The 20,123-nt window shown below is 69.1% G+C and carries 18 protein-coding genes and 7 pseudogenes; 14 read left to right on the top strand and 11 right to left on the bottom strand.

The window, feature by feature from the left end:
* Positions 1 to 65 precede the first annotated feature (65 nt).
* Entirely contained in the window at positions 66 to 710 is a 645-nt protein-coding gene (locus AB5J51_RS00790; protein ID WP_369776387.1) for a TetR/AcrR family transcriptional regulator, read from the top strand.
* Positions 711 to 987: 277 nt separating this feature from the next.
* On the opposite strand, the pseudogene AB5J51_RS00785 reads toward AB5J51_RS00790, so the two are convergent.
* Positions 988 to 1,143: pseudogene (locus tag AB5J51_RS00785) on the bottom strand (GNAT family N-acetyltransferase); the annotation flags it as partial.
* A gap of 113 nt (positions 1,144 to 1,256) precedes the next feature.
* Entirely contained in the window at positions 1,257 to 1,913 is a 657-nt protein-coding gene (locus AB5J51_RS00780; protein WP_369776386.1) for a TetR/AcrR family transcriptional regulator, read from the bottom strand.
* Positions 1,914 to 2,053: 140 nt separating this feature from the next.
* On the opposite strand from AB5J51_RS00780, the gene AB5J51_RS00775 reads away from it, so the two are divergent.
* Positions 2,054 to 3,001, top strand: coding sequence for an alpha/beta fold hydrolase (locus AB5J51_RS00775; protein WP_369776385.1), 948 nt, complete (start codon positions 2,054 to 2,056; stop codon positions 2,999 to 3,001).
* A gap of 191 nt (positions 3,002 to 3,192) precedes the next feature.
* Positions 3,193 to 3,630 (top strand): hypothetical protein, encoded by a 438-nt coding sequence (locus AB5J51_RS00770; RefSeq protein WP_369776384.1) that lies wholly within the window; start codon positions 3,193 to 3,195, stop codon positions 3,628 to 3,630.
* On the opposite strand, the gene AB5J51_RS00765 is transcribed toward AB5J51_RS00770, so the two are convergent.
* Both AB5J51_RS00765 and AB5J51_RS00760 read right to left on the bottom strand, forming a co-directional pair.
* The gene (locus AB5J51_RS00765) at positions 3,534 to 3,878 is read right to left on the bottom strand and encodes a hypothetical protein (RefSeq protein WP_369780412.1); all 345 of its coding nucleotides are present in this window, start codon (positions 3,876 to 3,878) and stop codon (positions 3,534 to 3,536) included. The genes AB5J51_RS00770 and AB5J51_RS00765 overlap by 97 nt on opposite strands.
* A 1,244-nt stretch (positions 3,879 to 5,122) precedes the next feature.
* Positions 5,123 to 5,786: pseudogene (locus AB5J51_RS00760) on the bottom strand (helicase associated domain-containing protein); the annotation flags it as partial.
* A gap of 1,536 nt (positions 5,787 to 7,322) precedes the next feature.
* Here AB5J51_RS00760 and AB5J51_RS00755 point away from each other — a divergent pair.
* Positions 7,323 to 7,748 (top strand): annotated as a pseudogene (locus tag AB5J51_RS00755) (GNAT family N-acetyltransferase); the annotation flags it as partial.
* 33 nt (positions 7,749 to 7,781) lie between these two features.
* On the opposite strand, the gene AB5J51_RS00750 reads toward AB5J51_RS00755, so the two are convergent.
* Complete coding sequence (locus tag AB5J51_RS00750) at positions 7,782 to 8,192, bottom strand: hypothetical protein (RefSeq protein ID WP_369780411.1); 411 nt, start codon at positions 8,190 to 8,192, stop codon at positions 7,782 to 7,784.
* A gap of 294 nt (positions 8,193 to 8,486) precedes the next feature.
* On the opposite strand from AB5J51_RS00750, the gene AB5J51_RS00745 reads away from it, so the two are divergent.
* Positions 8,487 to 8,609: an SDR family oxidoreductase gene (locus tag AB5J51_RS00745; RefSeq protein ID WP_369776383.1), complete on the top strand. Its 123-nt coding sequence runs from the start codon at positions 8,487 to 8,489 to the stop codon at positions 8,607 to 8,609.
* A gap of 27 nt (positions 8,610 to 8,636) precedes the next feature.
* Positions 8,637 to 9,074, top strand: a complete 438-nt coding sequence (locus AB5J51_RS00740; protein ID WP_369776382.1) for an NUDIX domain-containing protein — start codon at positions 8,637 to 8,639, stop codon at positions 9,072 to 9,074.
* A gap of 57 nt (positions 9,075 to 9,131) precedes the next feature.
* Here AB5J51_RS00740 and AB5J51_RS00735 read toward each other — a convergent pair whose 3' ends face one another.
* Positions 9,132 to 9,578, bottom strand: a complete 447-nt coding sequence (locus AB5J51_RS00735; protein ID WP_369776381.1) for a hypothetical protein — start codon at positions 9,576 to 9,578, stop codon at positions 9,132 to 9,134.
* A 215-nt stretch (positions 9,579 to 9,793) separates the two neighbouring features.
* On the opposite strand from AB5J51_RS00735, the pseudogene AB5J51_RS00730 reads away from it, so the two are divergent.
* Positions 9,794 to 9,937 (top strand): annotated as a pseudogene (locus tag AB5J51_RS00730) (IS5/IS1182 family transposase); the annotation flags it as partial.
* A gap of 734 nt (positions 9,938 to 10,671) precedes the next feature.
* Positions 10,672 to 11,292 carry a hypothetical protein gene (locus tag AB5J51_RS00725; RefSeq protein ID WP_369776380.1) on the top strand — a complete coding sequence of 207 codons (621 nt, stop codon included), beginning with the start codon at positions 10,672 to 10,674 and terminating at the stop codon, positions 11,290 to 11,292.
* 388 nt (positions 11,293 to 11,680) lie between these two features.
* Here the strand turns inward: AB5J51_RS00725 and AB5J51_RS00720 are convergent, their stop codons facing one another.
* Both AB5J51_RS00720 and AB5J51_RS00715 read right to left on the bottom strand, forming a co-directional pair.
* On the bottom strand, positions 11,681 to 11,878 hold the full coding sequence (locus tag AB5J51_RS00720) for a hypothetical protein (RefSeq protein ID WP_369776379.1): 198 nt from the start codon (positions 11,876 to 11,878) through the stop codon (positions 11,681 to 11,683).
* 127 nt (positions 11,879 to 12,005) lie between these two features.
* Positions 12,006 to 12,816, bottom strand: a pseudogene (locus AB5J51_RS00715) (IS110 family transposase).
* Between the two features lie 177 nt (positions 12,817 to 12,993).
* Here AB5J51_RS00715 and AB5J51_RS00710 point away from each other — a divergent pair.
* Positions 12,994 to 14,574: an ISL3 family transposase gene (locus tag AB5J51_RS00710; protein WP_369776378.1), complete on the top strand. Its 1,581-nt coding sequence runs from the start codon at positions 12,994 to 12,996 to the stop codon at positions 14,572 to 14,574.
* Between the two features lie 271 nt (positions 14,575 to 14,845).
* On the opposite strand, the pseudogene AB5J51_RS00705 reads toward AB5J51_RS00710, so the two are convergent.
* A pseudogene (locus AB5J51_RS00705) lies at positions 14,846 to 14,947 on the bottom strand (hydrophobic protein); the annotation flags it as partial.
* Between the two features lie 87 nt (positions 14,948 to 15,034).
* Between AB5J51_RS00705 and AB5J51_RS00700 the strand changes: the two are divergent.
* Positions 15,035 to 15,472 (top strand): hypothetical protein, encoded by a 438-nt coding sequence (locus tag AB5J51_RS00700; RefSeq protein WP_369776377.1) that lies wholly within the window; start codon positions 15,035 to 15,037, stop codon positions 15,470 to 15,472.
* Between the two features lie 53 nt (positions 15,473 to 15,525).
* On the top strand, positions 15,526 to 15,699 hold the full coding sequence (locus AB5J51_RS00695) for a hypothetical protein (RefSeq protein ID WP_369776376.1): 174 nt from the start codon (positions 15,526 to 15,528) through the stop codon (positions 15,697 to 15,699).
* 499 nt (positions 15,700 to 16,198) lie between these two features.
* Here the strand turns inward: AB5J51_RS00695 and AB5J51_RS00690 are convergent, their stop codons facing one another.
* Positions 16,199 to 16,657 (bottom strand): hypothetical protein, encoded by a 459-nt coding sequence (locus tag AB5J51_RS00690; protein WP_369776375.1) that lies wholly within the window; start codon positions 16,655 to 16,657, stop codon positions 16,199 to 16,201.
* Positions 16,658 to 18,204: 1,547 nt separating this feature from the next.
* Here AB5J51_RS00690 and AB5J51_RS00685 point away from each other — a divergent pair.
* Complete coding sequence (locus AB5J51_RS00685; protein ID WP_369776374.1) at positions 18,205 to 18,813, top strand: ankyrin repeat domain-containing protein; 609 nt, start codon at positions 18,205 to 18,207, stop codon at positions 18,811 to 18,813.
* Between the two features lie 161 nt (positions 18,814 to 18,974).
* A complete protein-coding gene (locus tag AB5J51_RS00680) occupies positions 18,975 to 19,415 on the top strand; it encodes an SRPBCC family protein (protein ID WP_369776373.1) in 441 nt (146 codons plus the stop codon).
* Between the two features lie 13 nt (positions 19,416 to 19,428).
* Here the strand turns inward: AB5J51_RS00680 and AB5J51_RS00675 are convergent.
* Positions 19,429 to 19,547 (bottom strand): annotated as a pseudogene (locus tag AB5J51_RS00675) (XdhC/CoxI family protein); the annotation flags it as partial.
* 104 nt (positions 19,548 to 19,651) lie between these two features.
* Here AB5J51_RS00675 and AB5J51_RS00670 point away from each other — a divergent pair.
* Positions 19,652 to 19,960 carry a GNAT family N-acetyltransferase gene (locus tag AB5J51_RS00670; protein ID WP_369780183.1) on the top strand — a complete coding sequence of 103 codons (309 nt, stop codon included), beginning with the start codon at positions 19,652 to 19,654 and terminating at the stop codon, positions 19,958 to 19,960.
* Positions 19,961 to 20,123 lie beyond the last annotated feature (163 nt).

Below are 20,123 nucleotides of genomic sequence, written 5' to 3'. Positions count from 1 at the left end.
GGGACGCGGTGAATGACCACGGGAGTTCTCCTTTAAGGCGACGAATGTTGCGTTAAGATGTTGGCATGCATTCCCGTACGCAGGCAAGCGAAGATCCCGGCCGACACGAACCGGCCACGAGGCGGCGCCGGACGGGCGGCCGGAGCGCCCGCGTCCGCACTCAGGTCCTGGAGTCGGTGGGCGCACTGCTCCTGGAGGCGGGGTACGACGGACTGACAGTCGACGCGGTCGCGGAACGCGCCGGCGTCCATCGCACGACCGTCTACCGGCGCTGGCACGACGTCGGGTGCCTGCTCGCCGACGTACTCGACGCCGCATCCGACGACCTGTGGAGCCCCCCGGACACCGGGTCGCTGGAGGACGACCTGACCGCCCTCAACCAGGAGGTGTTCGAGGCACTGGCGGGCGGCGGGCCGAACCTGACCACGGCCCTGATCGCAGCCGGGTTCCGGTCTGCGGAGGCGTCAACGGCGCTGTCGCGGTTCTGGGAGGACCGCTACGCCCGGTGTGCGGTGGTCGTCACCCGGGCGGCCGACCGGGGGGAGCTGCCCGGTCCTGCCGACAGCCGGGCGCTGCTCGTCGCCGCGACCGCCCCGCTCTACCACGAGCTACTGCTGCTCAGAGCATCCCCCGACCCGACGCTGCCGCGCCGCGCCGCTGCGGTCGCCGCCGCGGCGGCCGGCGCCGGCGCCTTCGGCACGCCCCACTGACCCCGGACGCCGCGCCGCCGTGACTGCCGCCGTCGGCGCCTCCGCTGGGCGCGGTGGCCGCTCTTCGAGGAATGTGATTGACCTTGCCTCGCTGGAGCGTATGCCGTCGCTGCACCACTGCAGGCTGGTGCCGTGCAGGACCAGGAGGTGACTGCCCGGGACAGCTGCGGTCTGGGCCGGGTCATGGCTGAGCTGAAGTTGCTGCGGGCGGGTGAGGGCTTCCCGGTGGTCGACGCGGCACCGGCGGTCCCGCCGGAGCCCGGGACGGGGCAGGCCGTCAGCGCAGGTCGAGCCGCATCAGGATCCGCGGATGACCGGCCAGCATCGAGGTGGTGGTGTCGGCGGCGTGGGTGAATCCGGCGCGTTCGAAGTTCTTCCGGATCCCGGCGTACGCCATCGTCAGATCGACCTTGGCGTCGCCGCTGTCGTAAGGAGGCCATCCCCGAGTGGTTCTCACCCCGCCCTTCGAGCCGATGCTCGCTCAGGCCGCCGAGTACGTCCCCGGCTCCGGCGTTCCTGGCGAGCGGCTTCGCGGCGGAGCAGAAGTTATGGACAGGTATGGGCGGCTGTCCGTTGTCCGGCGTTCGGGGTGGTGTGGCCGCTGGCGGTGAAGATGCGGTCGAGGTGGTGGCGGAGTACGGCGATGGCTGACTCTGGTGTCCGTTGGGCGACGAGGATGCTGGTGCCCATGGTCGCGGTCATGGCGAGCAGGCTGATGGCCTCGGTGCGTGCGTCGGTGCCGGGATCGGCCAGGCCTGCCGCCTGGGCTCCTTCGATCAGGCTGGTGAGGGCGTTCTCGGCCGCGTCGGGGTTGTCGATGAAGGGTTGGGCGGCGAGTGCTCCGTCGGTTACGGACAGGATCGAGTAGGAGCTGTACAGGAGGTGGAAGGTCCGGCTCTCCTGGTCGGTCGGCAGGGATGCCAGCAGCAGCGCCTCGATCGTGGCGCGCGGGCCCGGGTCCGGGCCGGCGGCGGCCAGTCGGGCGCCCACGCGGGCGGTGAAGCGGTCGGTCAGGTGCTGCAGTCCGTAGAAGAGCAGCTTCTCTTTGGTCTCGAAGTAGTACTGCACGAGCCGGAGGGATACACCGGCCTCGGCGGCCACGTCGCGCATGCCGACGGCGTGCAGCCCTCGCCGCCCCGCGACTTGGATGAGCGCTTCGGCGATCTGCGTGCGCCGTTCCTCGTGGTCCACGCGCTTTGGCATCAGTGCTGTCTCCGGCCGTGGGTGGGGTGGGTGGCTCAGGGGCTCGCAGTCCGGCTCGGTCCGAACATCTTCATGGTACCGCCGTACCAACAATATGGTACGTTCGTATCACGAAGAACCGATCTTCCCGGAGGTGCCCCGTGCCCGAGAACACGACCCGAGTGCGCCGCGACATCGGCCACTACGTGAGCGACGAACTGCGCGACCGGTACTTCGCCACCTGCGACGTCCTCTACGCGAAGGGAGCGCCCGCTTGCTCCGAGACGGACGTCGAGACGAGCTTCGGCACCACCCACGTCTACCGCTACGGCCCCGCCGACCCGGCAGCCGACTCACGCACACCCGTGGTCCTCATACACGGTTCGGGAGGCTGCTCCGCCCAGTGGTACCCCAACACCCGCGCGCTGAGCGCCGAGCGCCCCGTCTACGCCCTCGACACTCCCGGCGACCCCGGCCGCAGCGTCCAGCGCGAGCCCATGTGGCAGCCCGAGCGCGCGGCGCAGTGGATGGACGAGGCCCTCGATGCACTGGGCCTCGACAAGGTCCACCTGGTCGGCTCCTCGTACGGCGGCTGGCTGGTCATCAACCAGGCCCACCATCGGCCCGGGCGGCTCGCCTCCGTCACCGCCCTCGACCCGGGCGGTCTGGAGAAGGTCGGCCTGCGCTTCTTCGTGTGGATCTTCGCCAGCCTCTTCGCCACATACGCCCCCAAGGCGTGGCGCCCCCGCCTCGCCAAATGGCTGGAGCAGCCGGTGATCATCGTTCCCGAGCTGCGTACGTGGATCCAGGCCAGCGTGAAGGCCTTCAAGATCCGCCGCCCCGCGCCACTGCCGCTGTCGGACACGGAACTGGGCTCCATCCGGACGCCGTTCTACCTGATCATGGGCAAGCGCAGCCTGCTCGTACACCCCAAGCGGCAGCTGGAACGCGTACCGCGCCTGATCCCCGGCGCCCGCGCCGAGATCGTCGCCGCGACCGGCCACGGCCCGCAGATCGACCACCCCGACCTGGTCAACACCCGGATGCTGAGCTTCATGGAGGACATCGACTCCCTCGACCCGGCGGCACGGGGCACCACGGACGCGTAGCCGCGAGAGCCGCAGATTCGAACTGTCCAACAGCGCATAACAGAAGTTCGACGGCCACCGGACGATCCTCTTCACGCCGGCCGCCCCGGGCGGGCGGGTGGTGTTGCAGACCCGGCGGGGGGCTCTGATTCAGGACCGGTTCCCGGATCTGGTGGCCGCCGCCGGGCAGCTGCCCGGCGGCCTGGTCCTCGATGGCGAACTTCTGGTCTGGGACGCCGAGGCAGGCCGGCTCTCCTTCGAGGGGTTGCAGCGCCGCGGCCGCCCGCGCCCGCAGCGCCCCGGGCCTGGCCGGACGGTGGCCGGCCTACTTCGTGGCATTCGACGTCTTGCAGATGGACCGGGTAGAGCTCCTGGCACGCCCGTACCGGGAGCGCCGCGCACGCCTCGAGGACCTGTTCACCGGGCACGGTTTGTCGGCCCCGTGGACCCTCGTCCCGATGACCACCGACCCGGCCATAACGCGCGAATGGCTGGAGTCCTGGACGGATGTGTCCGGAGTCGAAGGCGTCGTGGCCAAGGGCATGAACCAGCCCTACAGCCCTCCGTACGCGGCTGGACCAAGGTCCGCCGCCGCGACACCACCAAAGCCATCATCGGCGCCATCACCCTCACCCGCCCGCAGCTCCTGATCCTCGGCCGCCACGACCCGGCCGGCCGCCTGCGCGCGGTCGGCCGGACCGTCCCGCTGCGCCCGGAGCAGCCCGACAGGTGGGCGAGCATCTGCCCCCACCGGCCCCGGGCACCTGTGGAAGGGTGTGCGGTTCACCTCGACGACGTGGGGAGCCGTGACGTCCTGGATGTCGTGCTGGTCCGCCCGGATCTCGTCGCGGAGGTCAACGCAGACCGCGCCGTCGACCGGGGCGGCGTCCTCCGCCACCCAATGAGGTTCAAGCGGCTGCGCCTGGACGTCACGGTGGAGGACGTGCCTGGGTTCGGCGCCGGGGCCGGTCGCGGCGGCCGGGTGAGTGGTGGCCTACGGGAGAACGGAACATCAAACGCTTTTCGTCATCGCCTACGAAGCCATGGGCCGATTTGCCATCGACGCCATGTGGCGTTCGACTGGTTGTAGGCCAAACAGCTTAGGCGAAGACCTTCGCCTCCCGTTCGCGGGACGACATCACCGATGGCGGTGGCCATGCAAAGCGGTGAAGAGCAACACCTCAAGCGATATTTCGCCTTCCTTGTTCCGTCAATTCTTTCCTCGCTGGTGCTATTGCCCGTTGCATCCGTGGCCGCGACTGTGTCGTCGCCCACAAACGCCGTGTCCTCAGTCACGGACCCTACGCCCCCACCCCCGCCCGGTATCAAAAAATATGACGACCGGATGCATGTCACGCAAGATTACTGGCGGGGATATCGAGAGGGATATGCCCGGGGGCGGGCGGACGCCGAACCGTACGGCTGCCAAAAGTACCCACGTTTCCTGGGTAAAATCAGGAGTGATTATCAACAGGGCTACCGACAGGGCTACCTGGCGGCCTGGAAGAAATATGCCGGGTGTGTGCGTTGAGGTGACTTTCGTGTTGGACGACTACGTCGGCGATGACGAGGAGCACGCCGACAGCCAGGAACGGCATCGACGGCCGCCTGCACACCTGAGTCACGCCAGGGGCGGGTGCCCGCGGCGCCCGATCGGGTCATCCGCCCGGGAGAGGGCCGATGTGCGGCCAGCGGCGCGTGGAGCAGTGGCGGGTGCGGAAGTGCCACGGCAGTGGTGGCATCGGTGGGATGAAGGATCCATTCGGTTGTGATGAGCCGGCGCTGCTGGCGCGGGCGGGGGCCGTGGACCGCGCTGCTGCCCGCCGCGTGCTTGCATCCAGGGCCATCGGTCCTGCGGACCTCAGTGCTCTGCTGGACATGCTGGGTCTGCGGCCCGAGGAGGATCCCCCGGAGGAATGCCGACGCTGATCGGAAGATCGGCCCATGCGCCCCAGCGGCTATGTCGGCCCTCGGCCTGGGCGCGGCCGAGGATGCCGTCGCAGCGGACGCGGCGCCTTGGGCGTCCGGCGGATAGACGATCACGCGTGGAGCGGGGGCTCATCCCCTTCACCGTGCCGTGGTCCGCTCACTCCAGCATGCGGAGGGCGGCGTCGGGCCGGCAGTGCGGGCAGGCGGGGCCAGCTGCTTCTGTTGCTGGAGCCACTTTCCGATGTCGTCGCCGTCCATGAGGACGCCGGGTGCCATGTAGGCAGGACGCCGTCGGTGTCGACCAGGTCCGCCAGGATGCGGTAGTGGCGTTGCCAGTCCAGGGGCCAGGGGCAGTTCCGGTCCTTGTCGATCGCCGGCGAGCTGCGCGGCCCGGGTGGTCGCGGTGTCCTCGTTCTTCCCGAGTCCGTTCTTGGGGTCCTTGCGGCGGAGGTTGGCCATGTACATGCCGATGGGCACCATCCCGTCGTCCTCGCCCCACATCGCGTCCCGGCGAGGTGCCAGGTGACCGGTGGCCCTCCGGTATCACCAGAGTGCGGCGAGCTTGGCCTCCCAACGCCTCCTCGCTCGGCTCCCAGACCATCCCGGTTTCCGGCGCGTCCAGCAGCTCCTTGCGTCGCTCCTCCAGCTCCCCGGCGCGCAGGGCCTTGCGCTGCTGGTGCACCCACCGGCCGAGGGTGAACGCCTTGGTGATGCCGACCTCGCTCTCCGTGTCGTAAGGCACGGCGTAGAGGCCGGTGATGTCGTTCTCGGCCCTTCACCGCAGCAGGGCCTGGTAGCCCTCCAGCCACACCAAGCTCTCCGGCCGGTACACCCTCGTGCGGAGGAACGCGGCGGTGGTCGCGGCGTCCCTCGGGGACCCTCATGACCCGGCGCCTGAGCCGCTACGGTTCCCGCACCGGAAGCGGGACGAGGAGTCCCAGCGCGCCTCTGATCTGCCGAGGGCTCATTTCAGCCCTTCCTCCACCGGACGTCCTGGCTCCCCAGCAGCGGATGGTTGCCGCCGGTCGGTGTCCTCCGCGGGCGGTTGAGACATGAAGTTCTCGAACACATCCATCCCGAGCATGAAAAGCATCATGAACACGGGTACACACACGGCTATCAAGACCACGGTGCCTCCCGAAGGGAGTGCGGACTATCTGCCTGGACGCTCGCTGGGGAGACTTGAGAGCACTCCAAAGTGTGAGGCCGAATAGAGCAGAGCGCTCGTCGAGCGCCATGCATCAGGGCTTCACACAGCCCCGCCGGGACTGGAACAGCCCGCAAACCCCCGCACCGACACCCCCACCGGGTCCGCCGCCGGCCGCTGCGCCAAGCCGCGCATGGACGGCCAGAATGCTGCTGGCACAGCGCGTCCTGATGGGACCGGACCCTATCCGGGCTCCTTTCCGGTGGACGGTGCGGGGTTCCGAGAAGGGGGAGAGCCGCGGCGGGGAGCGGCCGGTGTCAGCGTCAGGCGTCAACCATCGCCGCCACATGTCACCCACGACGCCGAACGCTGTGCTTGTGATACCGGGCGCCGACTTGCCGCGGCTATGGTCGGGCGCAGTCCGCGTCGATAGGGCGTGCGCGGGCGAGGCCCGGTGACCAGAGCGCTCTGGCGGCAGTAGCACCGGGCCGCCCAACCACCCAACGGACCAGGGTCCGGCGTACGGGCACGCGGCTCCTCTGGTGCGGGCCGCCCGTTCTGCCGTACCGGGGGGCGGCCGCGCATTGATGCAGCGCCCCGGCCGGGTCTTCGCCTGTCCCCGTACGGGCAGGCCTTCCCGTCCTGTACTCGCCGCGCCGGCCCGCGGCGCGCGGCATCAGGGTCTGTGCGGGTGGTTGCTGGAGGTGTGGGGCGGGTCGTGGGTGTGCATCGCGGGCGGATCGGGTGGGATGGGGCTAGGCGAGGAACCCGCCAGCCGAGTGGGTGGCGTCCTCCCTCGAGGTGCTGTCGGCCGGGCATCGGCCGCCGTCACACGTTGCCGTCACGCAGCCGGGCCGACAGCACTCGCTTATCCGTCCGCTGGCGTCCGGCACCCGCAGCCCTACCGTCGGCGACCCGACCGCCGCCGTCATGGGCAAGGAGCCCGTCTGTGACGGCGACCGCGGCCTGCCGGATGGCCTGTTCGAAGGCTGCACCGCAACACGACACACGCGCTTCGAGGCCTCGCATGCGGCCGGCGCAGAACAGACACCGCTTCGCGGCGTAGACCGACCACCTGCGCCTTCGCGACGAGCTGACGCCGTAGACGGACACGGCCTGGTGCGCGGGGAAGGGGTAGGTGCGGCGCGAGCCGGTTGGGAACCGCATTTTGCCTGCAGCCCGACGGATGTCCTTGGTTACTGAGGTTGAAGGCGTGATGTCGGGGCCTGAGGATCCCGCCAGGGGGTGTCGGGTAGGTTGGCCGTCATGGCTGAGCTTGGGCCCGTTGTCTGGCCGCCCGCCCCGTTGCGGACCGAGCGGCTCCTGCTCCACGCGTCTGTGGCCCGGGACCGTGCGGCGTTCATCGACCTGTTCGCCTCGTCAGAGGTGCGGACGTACCTCGGTGGCCCCCGACCACGTGCTGAGCTTGAGAATGCAGTGCCCGAAGTACCCGGGCGGCGCCCCGGCGTGTTCGTGCTCGATCACGACGGGGCGATGATCGGCATCGTCACGCTCGACCGGCGGGACGCTGAGCGTCCTGGGCACGTCCATGCTGATGCCGGCGAGGCCGAGCTCAGCTACATGCTCCTGCCGGAGGCATGGGGACGTGGGTACGCCCTTGAGGCATGCACGGCGGCGCTCGGCTGGTTCGCCAACGAGTTTCCCGGCGAGCCGCTGGTGCTCTGCACCCAGGAGGGGCGGGCTTGGGCGGGCACTTGGCAGCTTTCAGAAGTACAGCGATGGGTTCTTGGGGGAGAGGTAGTCGGGGAGGACGCCGTCCATGCATCCTCCCACGAGGGCCTTGAGGTAGCTGCGGTGGGTGGCGCCGAGGTCTTTGGGGAGATGGCTGCTGCACCACCGGCTCGCGTTCTTTTGGTCCGCGGCTACGGCTCCGAACGCGGTGCCGTCGGGGTTCTGGGCGGCGTCGCTGGCGGGTATCCGGGCGGTGTCCTGGTTGGCGCGGCCGAAGGCCTGGCCGGCCTGGTAGGCGTCCCAGGCGGGACCGCTGTACGTGGGTGAGGGGGTGGGGGTGGGACTGGTCGAGGGCGTGGCGGTGCTGGCGTCGGGGTGGCAGGCGCTGGCAAGGGTGAGGGCGGCGGCTGTGGCCAGGGTGCGCAGGGCGGCGTGCCGGTGCATACGGATACTCCTCAGGCAGGGGAGGGCGGCAGGGCAGGAGACGATGATGGGTGAGATCGTGTGCTCGTGCCGCGCCTTTCGGCAGACTGGGCCCGAAGTCTGTATGCCTAGTGCCGGGGGGCGCTGGGACACTGGGCGCATGACCTCCCCGATCTTGATCGTCGTGACTGGGCCGCCCGGTGCCGGGAAGACGACGCTGGCCCGTCACGTGCGGAGGAGACCGGGCTGCCGCTTCCCCGCCGAGAACGACCTCTCCGCCCGCCGCGCCAGGCCCGAGGACCAGATCGCCCGCCAGTGCGTCCCCGCCGCGGCCAGCCCGAGGACGTCGCCGCCGCCATCACCTTCCTCGCCAACCCCAACGCATCACTCATCACCGCCCAGTCGTTGACCATCGACGGCGGCTGGATGCCCCACTGACCCACCACGACCACCAGGGAGAAGCCCATGAAGGAGCGCGTCCGCGCCATCCTGCTCACCACCGACGGCACCATGCTCGTCATCAACCGCATCCGCCCCGGCATCCCCCCGTACCAGGTCCTCGTCGGCGGCGGCGTCGAGCCCGAGGACGCCGACCTGGAAGCCGCACTGCTTCGGGAGGTCCGCGAGGAGATCGCCGGCGAAGCCGTCACCCTGCACCCCTTCTGCCAGCTGGAGAACGACAAGGGCGAGATCGAGCACTTCTACCTCGCCCAGATCGTCGTATGGAACTTCGACGACCGCACTGGCCCGGAGTTCGCGCGCGACGACCGCGGCGAGTACCTGCTCGAGGCGGTCCCGCTCACCGCTGAGGCCATCGAGGCACTGAACCTGATGCCGCCCCAGGTCAAGGGCGCGCTGCTCGACGCGATTCGCGCGGGAAGGCTCACCGCCCCCGTGGCGTAGCCAGTCGCCGCCAGGCCGATCCCACGACGGCGCCCTGTGACCGCGCCGCCTAGACAGTCATGGGATGAGCGCGGTCCGATCGGTGTTGGGGATCCACCGGCGGTCCCGAGGGCCGTTGAACACCTCGCGAGGCAGCGGGACGGCCTCAGTGCTGAGCGTCTCGAAGATTTCCAGGAAGAGATCGTCCCCTTCCGGCGCGCCCTGGCTCGCCTCGGCGAATGCGGCCACCATCGCCTGGGCCTCTTCACCGAACCGCGCCCGGTTCTCGTCGAACCAGGCTCCCGCCCACTGCGCCGCGTGGTCCTTACGGCGTACGACAGCTACGGCGCTGACGTACGGGTGGTCGTTGCGCAGGGTGCCGTTGCGGCCCGCGACGTCGCGGAAGTCGCCCAGCACCCCGTCTGCCAAGACCGGAGCCAGAAGGGTGAGGTTGCCGTACATGGCGGAAAGGATCAGGTGCGGGGAGTCGAACGGGATCGGCCGGCCGCCAGGGTTGTCGAGCACGATGACCAGCGGCCAGCCCCGGTCCGAGGCGCTCGCCCCGATCCGCAAGCAGATCAAGAAGGCTGCCGGCCAGCTCAAGGGCCTCACCTGATCGTCAACATCCCCTCCGCCGAGGAGGCCGAGTTCAACGTCCTCACCGGCTCGCGGCACTTCCGGCACACGATGGGCAACACGCAGGCGGCCAGCGGGAAGAGATCATCGACTTCCTCGCCCAGGCTGCTCTCGCGCCGGGCCTGGACGAGGCGGTGAAGACCGCCCGGAGAAAGGCGTTCGTGATCCTGGACGGCACCCTGCTGCCGATCGACCGGATCGCCGCCGACACCCCGTACTACTCGGGAAAACACAAACGGCACGGCATCCTGCCCAGCGCCATCGGTGTAGAGGAGCATGCCGCCCGGAGCGGTTGACTAGCTGGTCAGGGCGGGTTGCGGCGTCCGGCGTGAGCGGTGCTCGCCAGACGCCGGTGAAGCGGCTCGGCCGGTGATGGCCGGTCAGTGGTCCGCGATATCCGCCCCGGCCCCCAGGGGGCGGCGGTCGGGCCTGTGCGTTCGGCCGGTGGTTGATGGTGCGGTGGAGGGCGGTGCGAGGTCGGGGCGGGTTGCGGGACTAGGCCCGTTCTGAGTTGAGATCACAGGATCAGCCATTTCCGCTTCAGGAGCGTGTCGGTTGCGGCAGACCGGTCGCGTGACGACCGTCCGTTCCAGAGCGGACCGCCACGGCGACGAAGACGGCGACGCCCGGAAGCGAACTGAACACGGCGGCAAGGGCACCCGCGGCCACCAGGCTGGCGCAGACCGCAGTGGACCGGCGCGTCTTGCGCCACTGCCGGTTACCGTCGGTGATCTTCGCGACCGCACCGGGCAGAGGCACCCGGTTCGCCGGGCTGGGCGCTGCGGCATACCCGAATCCATCGGCTGACACTGGCCTGCCCGCTCCGTTGAGACCGATCCGCCATCCTTCGGGTCAACGCACCGGCGGACGAGCTGTTCGGCTGGGGCGAACGGGACGGGTGAGGATCCGGTCGCAGAGGATGCGCGGTCGCTACGGGCAGGCCGGATATCGTCTCCCGTATGAAGATCATATTGAGGCCGTCGTGTTGAGGGGTATCGCGGCCGGGGTGGGGTTCGGGGCGGCCACCTCGCTCATGAACGCACTTTCGTCGCCGTACGTGGCCCTCGGAGTCCCCCTCGCTGGCACCGTCTGGGCCGGTGCCGCGAAGGTCCTCAGCCTGCTGATGGATTCCGGCTGGTCCTGGGCCGCGCTGGCGGTGGCCGTCGGCTGGCGGGTGGGGGCCAGGGCCCAAGGGGCCCTGGCCGGGGCCGTGTCGCTGATCGCGGCCACGGGTGCGTACTACGTGACGGACGCCTTCGTCCTGGGGGACCCGCTCTCCTTCTACGCGATGGACATGATCAGATGGTGGGCGGCAGGTCTGGTCCTCGGGTCGGTCCTGGGTGTGGTGGGCGCGTCCATCAGGCGGCCCGGACTGGTAGGCCTGCTCGCCGCGTTGACGGTTCCGGTGGGCGCCGCCGTGCAGATGGTCCTTCTGCCGCCCCGGCCGCATCTCACCGTGACCCCGGCGATCGTTGTCGCCGAGGCCATCGTCTGGACGGCCGCTGTGCTCAGTGTGGGCTGGGCCGTACACCGTTTCCGGGCTGCGAGGCGTGCGGTCGGGGCCGCGCAGCAGCACCGCCGGGGTCATCCGTACCGGTCATGAGCCACCGCCTCGGGCGGCCTCAGGCCCGGTGGGACGCCAGGACGCAGAACTCGTCGCCCTCAGGGTCGGCCAGCACCGTCCACGACGCGGTCGCGCCCCGGCCGACTTCGCGGGACTGGCGCCGTGCGGCAGGAGTCGGGCCACCTTCCGCTTCTTCAGCGTGCTCGTGGCCGAGAAAGAAGCAGGCACATGCGATTGTCTGCCTCCAGTTCCAGCCGAGTGGTCGCCCTTGCCCTTGGCGCCGTGACGTCACTGGTCGTTCTGTCCGGTACTGCCGCAGCCGCCGGCATGGAGGCCCGTACGCTCGCGCCGCCGCGAAGGTCAGTGGCACCGCGTCGCTTCTCGGATCCAAGAACGTCGACGTCGTGACCCGGGGGACCGGCACCAATCAGGCGGGCGTGTACTGCGTCAAGGTCTCGGACCCCAACATCGACCTGGCCAGCGCGGCGGTCGTCGCGACGCTCAACAACAGCCGGGGCGAAATCACCGCCATCGGCGCACCCCATGGCTTCTGCGGCAGCGCCACCGACACCATCACGGTCGTGACGAGCGACAGCAGCGGCCAGTCCGCGGACAGGCCGTTCACCGTAGCCGTGCTCTGGCCTCGCCGCACTCGGCGGGGCCGTCTCACGCCAGCCTCAGCAGTTCCGTTGGGGGTGTCTCTATGTCTTTCGCCAAGGACCTGGTGCCGAGTTTGAAGCGATTTGAGAAGGTCATGCGGCGAGGGTGACGGTGCAGGTTCTTGACTCGTAGAACGTGCCGTCTCGGAGCATCGCGAACAGGACACGGATGCGTAGGCGGGCGAGGCGGAGGAGGGCTTGGGTGTGGGTTTTGCCCGGGCTCTTTGTCGGTCGTAGTAGGTGCGGGAGGCCGGGGCAGCGTTCATGCAGGCGAAGGCGGAGAGGAACATGGCGCGTTTGAGCTGCCGGTTTCCTCCTCTGGGTGCGGGTTCGCCGTGGATCGAGGTCCCGGACGGCCTGGTCGTGGGGGCGAGGCCGGCGTAGGAGGCGAGGTGGGCGGCGGTGGGGAACCAGGTGACGGCGGGGTGGTCCAGCCGCGGGCCCAGGACCCGCTCGAGGCTGGGGTGGAACTGGGTGAGCAGACCGCGTATCCGATTGGAGGTGCGGGTGGCCTCTGCGGCGAGGTCCTGGTCGAAGCCGGTCAGCACCGTGAGCTCGGGGGTGATCTCGTTGGTCAGCTCCAGCGCGCATCGGTCTTCGCCTCGCCTTGATAGAGGTCGGCGATCCGTCGCATCGCGAGTCCGGGCAGGTAGGCGACCTGGCAGCCGGCGTCGCGGGCGACGGTCAGAGGCAGGGCGCCTATGGATGCGGGCTGGTCCACGATGACCAGGACGGTGCCGAACTTGGCTTTGAGTTTGTCGAAGACGGCCCGCAGCTTCGGTTCGCTGTTGGGCATCGGCTTGTCGAAGACCTTCTTCCCGGCCGGGGTGAGCCCGTGACCGTGGTGGGCGGTCTTGCCGACGTCCATCCCGAGGAAGACGCCCACGCCTTCGGTGTCTAACATCGCGCCCTTTCCAGGTGGTTGACCGTGATGGCCTCGGCAATGGCACCGTGCTGTCGGCGTACACCCGAACATGGCCCTGGCAAGATTTCCGTGAAGCTGGGGTGTGCCACCGTGCGCCCGTGACGCTCCGTCATGGGCAGCGGGACAGTCGGCAAGTGTGATGACCTCGTACGGATTGTGTCTCCGCACCTCGGTGCGGTGCGGGTGGAGCGGGTGTGGGTGGATGGCGGCGTGGTCCGCGTTGCGGCCTGCACGCGCGAATCGACGGTGGTCTGTCCGGACTGCGGCCGCGGTTCCGCGCGGTTGCACAGCCGCTACTGCCGCACGCTGGCCGATGTGGCTGTCGGTGGGCGTCCGGTGCTGATCGAACTTTCCGTGCGGCGGTTGTTCTGTGACAGCCCGGGCTGCGGCCGGCGGACGTTCGCCGAGCAGGTCGAGGGGCTGACCGGGCGCTACCGGCGCCGGAGCCCTCTGCTGCAGCATCTGGTGGAGATGGCCGGCGTGCTGCTCGCCGGTCGCGGCGGCGCCCGATTGCTGCAGATCCTGAAGGTGCCGATGTCGCGGACCAGCGTGCTGTTCCACCTGATGCGTCTACCTCTTCCGCAGGCTGCGACGCCGCGGGTCCTGGGCGTGGACGACTTCGCGCTGTATGCGGACGTCTACGGCACCCTGCTGGTGGATGCGGGGACCCGGTTGCCGATCGAGCTGTGGGAGGGACGCGAGGCGGAGCAACTGGCCGCCTGGCTGCGGACGCACCCCGGTGTTGAGGTCGTCTGCCGGGACGGTTCGCTGGTCTACCGACAGGGCATCACCGAGGGCGCTCCGGAGGCGGTGCAGGTCAGCGACCGCTTTCACCTGTGGCAGGGGCTGTCGAAGCGGGTCGGGGACATCGCCGCCGCCCACCGCGGCTGTCTTCCGGCTGCGGTGCCCGAGCCCGAAGCAGCGCCGTCACAGGCCGAGCCTGTGAGACCGTCCGACGAGGCCGATACCCCGGCCCGACGCCATGCGAAGCGACTGTTCGAGGCCGTGCACGCGGTGACCGGCACCGGCCGATCGCTCAACGCCATAGCCCGCGAGCTGGGCTTGAACCGCCGCACCGTGAGCAAGTACGCCCGAGCAGCCACCTGGCAGGAATGCGTACGAAACACCCGGCCCCGCCGACCCACCAAACTCGACCCCTACCTGGAGCACCTGCAACAACGCTGGGAAGAAGGCGAGCACAACGCCACGGTTCTGCACCAAGAACTCCTCGCCAAGGGCTACCGCGGCCACTACCAGCGGATCAAGATGGCCGTCGCACCGCTGCGTCGAGGCCTGCCGATCGACACGCCGCGCGAGCGACCCCCATCGCCCCGCAAAGTCGCCCGATGGATCACCACCACACCCTCCCGACGCAGCCTGCATGCCTCCGAGGGACTCCGCCGGCTGTTCGAGCACTGCCCGGAACTGGACCGCACCCACGATCTGGTGCGCCAGTTCGCCGCCATGCTCGACACCCGCGACGCCGCCCCGCTACCGGCTTGGCTCGAACACCTCACACAATCACGCCTCCCGCCCCTGGCCAGCCTGGCCAGCGCCATCCGGGAGGACCAGCCCGCCGTCGTGCAGGGCATCACCACCCCGTTCAGCTCCGGCGTCAACGAAGGCCGCATCACCGACCTCAAGCTTCAGAAACGGATCATGGCCGGCCGCGCCGGAGTCCCACTGCTCCGCCACCGCGTCATCCACATGGCCATACTCCGACGCAACTACCAGTAACGGAGTGTCACCGACAGACAGTCGCACACCCCAGCTTCACGGAAATCTTGCCAGGGCCACTTTGAAGCGTACGCCGACACCATTCGCCAACTGAGCTGCGTCGTCACACAAACCGCGCGGACCAGGGGCCATACCGGACCCCCTTCCGGTGCCCTGCCCGGTGGCGGCTTGGGAAGAACGCACCGCCTCAACTCCGGGTGCAGGCCGCGCACTACCAGCGGTACCAGCGGCCGCTGCTCCCCTTCGGACGGGCCGCGAAGCCGAGCAGTCAGATGGCCAGGACGGCGATCGCGACCCACCACAGGATCTTGACCGCGAATCCGGCGCCGAAGAGAATCAGTGTGAGCAGCCGGACCAGAAGCAGGGGGACCATGGCTACGAACCTCCGGAACACCGTGTGCCCGGACGGCCGTTCGATACGCGAGGCGCTTTGACCGGGCGTCGGGTGAGTGCCTTGGCGATGGGCGCATTGCTCGTGCTCACCGGGTGCGGCAGCGGCGGCGACGAGGCGCCCGTCTCGTGGAAACGCCCCTGCGACATGCTGCCCAAGGCCGTGGTGGAGAAGTCGGTCGGCGTTCCGCTCGTGGCGGCGGGCTCGGAAGGACCGAACGGGTTCGAGTGCCGCTACCGGCCCCCGAAGTCCCCCCAGGATTTTTGGACGGTGTCCTTCAGGTCGGACACCGCCGGGACGTACTGCACCGAGCCGAAATCGCAGCCCGCGCCGGAGATCGACGCCGACGCGTACAAGATCGACGACAACGGACGTGTGGTCATCGGGGGTCCGTACCACGGCCACTGCCTGCGCATCGCGGGCTACAGCAACCGGATCGACGGATCGGAGGTCACCGTCGCCTCCGCCCTCGACCTGCTCCGCACGGCCAGGGGCCGCATGGAGTGACGGCGCGGTCGTCGTGTGCTCAGCCCCATCTCACGCTGGCTACTCCGACGTTGATGAAGTCACTGGCGCGCGGTTCCATCCGCGATGAGACTTCCCACGTAACGCTTCACGAGAATGAGATCCCGGTCGACGAGACGCTGGTCCGATCACTGCTGAAGGCGCAGCGCCCCGAGTGGGCCGCCCTCCCGTTGTCGCTGGCAGGCGCAGGCACGGACAACATCATGTAACGGCTGGGCGATGACCTGCTCGTGCGACTCCCACTACCGCTGGATCGACGGTGACGAACCCGGCCGCTGCCCCCTGACCAGGTCGACCCCACAGCCGCGCACTCCACATTTCTCCTTGACCTGCTTTGCGAGGGGCGACCGTTAGACCGCGGCCAAGGGGTACCCCTGCAGGCTCTCCAGCACGGCCCCGGGTCGGGGCGGTTGAAGGAGAGCGAGGAAGATACGACGATGGCGACGATCCGCTGCGGTCCGGGAGTCGGGCTGCGGCCTCCGGCCTGGGCGCGCTCCGAGCTGGACGAGGGCGAGCCCAACGGCCGGCTCAGGGTTCGTGCAGGGTTGGCACCGGCCGCACCGTCACCACCGCCCGGTACCTGGTCCCCATCACCGCCATCACTCGGGCCGGCGTCCTGCCCGCGACCGTGCGGGCCGTCCTGGTGTGGAGGGCACCACCGCCGCGGGAGGGGGTATCTCCCGAAAAGAGTGAGATGTGTGTTGTGCGTCAGCAGTGCCAGCAGTAGAGCCTGAGGTCGCCGGCGCTGCGAACAGCCCGCTGTGCCAGCCCCGCTACGCCAGTGAGGACCCTCAGGGGGTCGTCGTCGGTCATCTCGTCGCCGTCTTCATCCCGAAGCCGCGCGGTCCAGCGGTCCGAGAGCCCGCACAGCTGGCTGGGTGTCGCTTCGGCGAGGTTATGGGTCAGTTGCGCGGAGACGACGAAGACGCCGGAGCCGTCGTTGACCGCAGGCGCGACGTAATGGGGCCAGGACCGCTGGTTGAGTACATCCCAGGGCGGGAGGTCGGGAGAGGGAGCCTCCAGGTACATCTCCCATTCGACGACGGCGTCGTCTGGGTAGAAGTTCTTGCAGACCACGGATGGCATGGTATCCCCGGGGCCGCGATTTCGCGTTGCGGCGGCCGTGGCATCGTCCGGTGCAACGAAGAAGGCTATGGCGATGGTCATCTCCGCATGGTGCCAGGCAAAGGGCTGGCCCGCGGCCATGGCTGGGTCAGGCTCGGATCTCGTTCATGAGCATGCGCAGGGTGAGGCTGTGCTTCTCGGTGGCAGGTCGTCCATGGCGGCGGTGGCGTGCGCGATGCCGCCTGCCCGGTCGCCGGAGCGGGCGAGCATCAGCCCTCGGTGCAGCTCCACGTGGGTGGCGAAGCGAGGCAGGCTGGCGGGAGTTCGGCGAGGGCCTGGTCTTGGGCGTCGGTCGCGGCGTGTTCTTCGCCGAGGCGGGCCAGGAGCAGGGAGCGGAAGACGTTCAGGCGCCACCAGAGACGGCGTAGTCGGAGGTCTGCTCATGCGATCCGGCCGCGTCGAAGATCCGCCGGCCTTCGGCGTCCAGGTCGGGGGCAGGCGCCCGGTCGCCGCGGAGGGCTGCGGCGTGGGCTTTGCCGTAGGTAGGCCCACGGCCGCGTCGTCGGCCTCTACCCTTCCCCGCTGGTGGCGCGCCTGGCGGATACGGCCGGTTTCCAGTGGATCGCCCGCACCTCGCCTGCGATCCGGCCCCACCGGCACCGACTGAGCGAGTCGCGGCTGTGCCCGCTTCACTGAATCTGTGCTGGATACAAAGCACGTTGCCTGGCTTGCTTGATGAGCGGCGTGTGTTCTGCAGTGGTTGGCGACAGGGTTCTGCACTGGGTGCGAGAGGGATCGTCACTGGTCGCAGTTGCTGAGTGGGGGTGTCGTTTTGTTGGTGTAGGTCGGTGTCGTTTTCCGCTGAGGTTTCGGGGCCCTGGCACTGATCTTGTTTGCGCCGTGAGGCGCTGTTGGTTCGACTGGAGGTGGAAGACCTGCACCAACCCGCTGTCGCAACAGTCGGGTTGAAGCTGAGGGCAGCCTGTTCCGGTGATGCCGGGGAGGGTGAGAGCGGCCCTGACAAAGCCGGGTCGTGACCAGTACTGCCAGATGGGGCGGGCCCGGCGAGCGTGATGGAGAGGAGTACGCGAGGAACCGGCGTTTTACGTCTCTTAAAGTGCCTCCGGCTCGAACCTGGCGGATCAGGGCCGGTAGCGGTGCGTATGCAGGTCATCCTTTCGGGTGGTCTGAAAACTCCTGGGCCGGTCTACGAAAGCTGGCCGGGAGGCCACGAGGAAAGCCTGCGGCGTACTCGTGGCGATGCCGCAGGGACACAGTCGGGCTCCTCCTTCATCGAGCGAACCACAGTGAACACGGGAACCGTCCCGCACCTCGCCTTGCCGCCTGTCTCCAGCAGGCTGCCGGGGCTGAGCGCATCGACCGCTGATCGGTCCGGGACGGGGCGGAGCCGCCGTAGTACTCCGAGGCCGGGAGAGCCGGCCGCATGGGGAAGGGCGGCAGCGGTATCGAGAAGGGAACGACGCTGCAATGCCGGAATATGCCCCGCCGGATGGCGGAGCTCCGAGTCCGTGCCACACAGGATGACGGAATCCGATGACGTTGCGTCACGAGACCACAAGATCAGTGCCAGAGCCGGTTTCGGTGTCGTTCGTGTGAGTGTGGATTGGCCGGCCAGGCATGATCTGGGTATGGACATGGTGAATAAGCTGACGCGGGCTGTGGAGGATGGCGATGCGGCTGCGGTGGCACGGCTGCTGGGTGGGGGTGTCGAGGTGGACGCTCCGGACATGGCTCGGCGTACCGCGCTGGAGCTTGCGGTAAAGGCGGGGCATGTCGAGATCGTGCGTCTCCTCCTTGCCGCAGGGGCCGATCCGCACCAGCAGACAGGTGAGTACGAAGAGTTCACGCCGCTGCTCCAGGCGGTGACTTGGGGGCACACCTCGGTGGTGCGTGCCCTGCTCGATGCTGGGGCCCCGAGCTGTGCCCAGGGCAAGATGAGCTGGCTGCCGCTGGTGGTGGTACCGGACGGGGAGCGGGGCCGGGAGATCGTGGACCTGCTTCTGGACCGGGGGGCGGATGTCAACGGTTTGATGAAGGGCTGGACACCTCTGGAGTGGGCGGCCGCGGGCGGACAGGTGGAGATGGTGCGCCAACTGCTTGCCCGCGGTGCGACGTCAACGGCGGAGGCCCTGAGTAGGGCATACGCGCGTGGGAATGAGTCTCCGGAGGGCGTAGCGAAGTACGCTGCCGTCATCAATGCCCTGCGCGCCGCGGATCTTGATGCAGCTGGTCAGTGAAATTGCGTGCTACGCCGGGCTTGGTCCATGGGCCGCAGAGGCTGTCCTCATGAGGCGGTGCTTGGTTTGTACTGGGCAGCTATGACGGGACCGGACTGTCCGGGATCGCTTTGCTTCCCGTCGTTACGCAGTGGACGGCGCCGATTCCCTACGCTCGTGCCGTGCCCACCTTTTCCCTCGAACGCACGCCCCCGCTCGCCCCCGCGGAGGCGTGGCGCAGGCTGACGGAATGGCCCCGCCACGCCGACGTGGTCCCGCTGACCAGGATCGAGGTCCTCACCGTGCCGCCGACCCGCAAGGGAACGCGTTTCGTGGCCCGGTCGGGCGTCGGACCGGTGACCGTCGACGACGTCATGGAGGTGACGGTCTGGCGGCCGCCGGTGGGCGACGAGCCTGGCCTGTGCCGGTTGGAAAAGCGCGGCCGGATCGTCCTGGGCTGGGCGGAGATCGAGGTCCGGCCAGGCCCGGGGGGCCACAGCCGGGTGGTGTGGCGGGAGGAACTGCGCATCCGCTTCCTGCCCCGCCTCTTCGACAGCATCCTGAACCGGACGGCCCGCCTCATGTTCGGCCGCGCGGCGACCCAGCTGCTCAGGAAGGCCTGAACGACGACGACTCTCAGGCGGCCGAGCCGATATGCCGCGCCTGCCGGGTCGCCGTGGCGTAGTGAATCGGGGTGTGAGCACCCGTCAGGGACACCCCGCTGCCGCACCCCGGCGGTGGGCGACGATCTCCGCGCCCTGACCCTCGGCAACGCCCCCGCCCTCACCCGCATCTCAGCGGAGCCTCGGGTCCGTACACCACCGGCAAGCCACCGCCCCTCGACCAGGCCCAGGAGAAGATCTGCAGCGCCCTTGCACGGGCGGCCGAGACACCGAGGGCGCAGTGGAGCTGGGGCATCCTCGCCGCCGACGAGATGATCGGCCTCATCGCCCTGCGGCGACGCTCGCCTGTCATGGGAACCATCAGCTACATCCTGCGCGAGGACACCTGGGGCAACGGCTACGCCACCAACGCCGCCACGCAGGTCGTCGCCTTCGCTTTCACCACCGCTGGCCTGGATGGCTGTCGCCCTGGTCGTGGCTTGCGTCGGCCTGATAGGTGCCCACTGAATGGCCCGCGTCCGCCTGCTGTCCTGACCGGCCCGTAGCGACGGCGCGGAGCAATCCTTCGGATCCGCCGGCCCAGCACCGTGCGATATGACTGATGGCTTCTGCGCATCTCCACCGCCAGCGGCGCCTCGGTGCTGCGGACGAGGTGGCGGTGCCCACAGGCCTGGCGCCCTTGAGGCCGCCTACCGGGGAAACCCTTCG

The sequence above is a fragment of the Streptomyces sp. R33 genome (assembly GCF_041200175.1).
GTDB lineage: Bacteria > Actinomycetota > Actinomycetes > Streptomycetales > Streptomycetaceae > Streptomyces > Streptomyces katrae_B.
Note: the sequence above shows the minus strand (reverse complement) of the source record. Positions and strands in the feature narration are given on the sequence as shown.